The sequence below is a fragment of the Roseateles sp. P5_B10 genome, from assembly GCF_056400485.1.
The window spans coordinates 1-2,172 of the sequence record NZ_JBFULE010000861.1 but is presented as its reverse complement, the minus strand read 5'-3'; the positions used below and the strand labels follow the sequence as shown (position 1 = coordinate 2,172).

Here is a 2,172-nt window from a genome sequence, read left to right as displayed (position 1 = left end):
TCTTCGACCCGCAGATCCTCCTCACAGAGGTTCTGCCATTTCTTGTCGAGCGAGGAAATCAAGCCCCTGACCTTGCTGCCGTTGTCGACCAGCGCATCGCGCGATTCCGCGAGCTTCACGCTGCCGATCAGGCCCCAGAACGCCATCTCCTCGAATTCCACCTGTTCCCGAAAGCGCACGGCCGCCTCGCTGGGGGTGGAGACACCGGAGAGCATGTTGTCCAGCTTGTCCTGCGCCGCCCGCGTCGTGTCCCGGAACTTGGAGGCGTACTCCGGCGCCAGCGGCTCGGCGCTGTCGTCTTCGAGGAAGACCAGCACCATCGTCAGCACGGCGTCCCGCGCGTTGAGGTAGTCCTCRATCACGCCGGCGATGCGGGTCGATTCGGTGATGTCCAGCGTGGACTGCAGCGTGGCCAGCGCCGCACGAAGTTCGCGGCGGCGTCCGTCGAAAGATGGCATGCACGGCCCCCGTCAGATCGGTTGCAGGCTGGTGATGCGCCACGGCCCGAGCGCCCCTGGCATGCCGATGCGTTGCAGCCGCCACCAGCGGTTCACCGTGACGTCACTGAAGGCGCGGTAAACCCGTGGCGCGCCTTCGGCTTGGCCATCAAACAGGCCGATGTGCTGCATCTCGACGATGACCTCCTCAAGTCGTTGCTGGCCGGGGTACTGGTCACCCGGGATGACGACGCGGACATCGTCCTGCCAGACCGGCCTCATGTCGAAGACGCGTTCCATGATGCGCCTGCGCGCTTCCTCGAAATAGCGTGCCGGCTGCTCCACGGCGTTGGCCCGGAACAGAACCCGTCCATCCGGCAGCGATTCCACGGACCAGGTGGCAAAGAGCGAGATCCACAGATCCTGATCAGCGGCCTTGAGCGCGGCCACCATCGCCTGCATCACCACCTCGGGCTCGGCGTTGTCGGGCGGCGCCGCGGCGCCATGGTCGTGCAGCGCCTGCTCGCCGGCAAAGAGCGCCACACTGCCGTCCTGCTGGCGCAGATCGACGAACATCGCGCCGCCGACCAAGGCCGCAACCGGCTTGAGCGACAAGCCGAAGTAAGCCCGCTCGCCAACCACCAGTTGCCCCGGCCGCTCCTGCACCTGGCCGATGAGTTCGTAGCACTCGTCGATGTTCGGCAGCACCAGACGGCGGTAGCGGRCCAGCGCGTCCAGCATCTGGACTGCCTGCGGCCCCTCTGCGTCGGCGAAGTAGAAGCCGTCACGCGCGTTGCCGGCAACAAACCAGGTCCGCCCCGCCTCTCCGACCCAGTCGCGGTTKCGCAGCGGGGGCAGCAAGGCGTAGCGGCCGATCACACGGGCGCGGTCACCATGTATGGGATGCACGGCCGGAAAGAGCGGGACGATCAGGCGATCAGTGAGTTCGGCCTGCAAGGCGGCCCATTYGGCTTCAGCCTGCTGGCGTATCGCTTCGGCGCGCTGTTCACCCACCTCGCGGTAGGCCAGCGCATCGGCTGGCAGCACGACGTCAGGCCCCTGCAGGCGCAAGCGCATGGCTTCGAAATCCTGCACGATGGCGCGGGCGAACGGGCTCGGGTATTTCGCGGCCAGCAGTTGCACGCGCGGCTGCTGATCCAGCAGTTGGCGCAGCAGGAACTGCGAGGTCTGGGCCAATGCGTACAGCGGGTCATCGAGCACGGCGGCGGCCAGGGCGGCGAACTTCCCGGCCCATTCGCGCCAGCTGGAATCGAAGCCATCGTTCTCGAACATCTCGGGCGGCCCGCCGGGGCCGATCAGGATGCGGTTGTCTGCGCTGCGCGCCTGCACGGGTCCGTGCAGCGTGCCCGTCGCCTGCACCGTGAGCCAACCCCGGCCGGGCGTGGCGCGCCGACGCAGCGTCAGCGTGACGCTCGCGCCCTCGTCTTTTCCCGCATCCGCCCAGCGCTGGCTTTCCTGGTAGCCGCCGATCAGGCGGGGAGCCTCGCGCCGCGCCTCTTCAGGCGTCGAAGGGAGGCTCAGCGCCACACTGTCCACCGCGATGAYCTGATCGCCACGCCGCAGGCCGCTGTCGCGCAAACCACTCAGCCAGTCGATGCCCGTCACGCGCAGCGCCGGGGGCACGGCGTCCAGCATCGGCGCGACGGTCAGGCCCGTGGTGACATCGGGCATGGTGGTTGGGCTGGCATGAACATCACGGAATCATGGTTTGAGG

The 2,172-nt window shown here is 67.6% G+C and carries 2 protein-coding genes; both read right to left on the bottom strand.

The genetic code is table 11. The annotated features are described in order from the left end of the window. Positions 1-458: hypothetical protein (locus AC1DU6_RS28595; protein WP_477861269.1), on the bottom strand; the 458-nt coding region annotated here is incomplete at its 3' end. Between the two features lie 12 nt (positions 459-470). Beyond that, positions 471-2,129: a hypothetical protein gene (locus AC1DU6_RS28590; RefSeq protein WP_477861267.1), complete on the bottom strand. Its 1,659-nt coding sequence runs from the start codon at positions 2,127-2,129 to the stop codon at positions 471-473. Positions 2,130-2,172 lie beyond the last annotated feature (43 nt).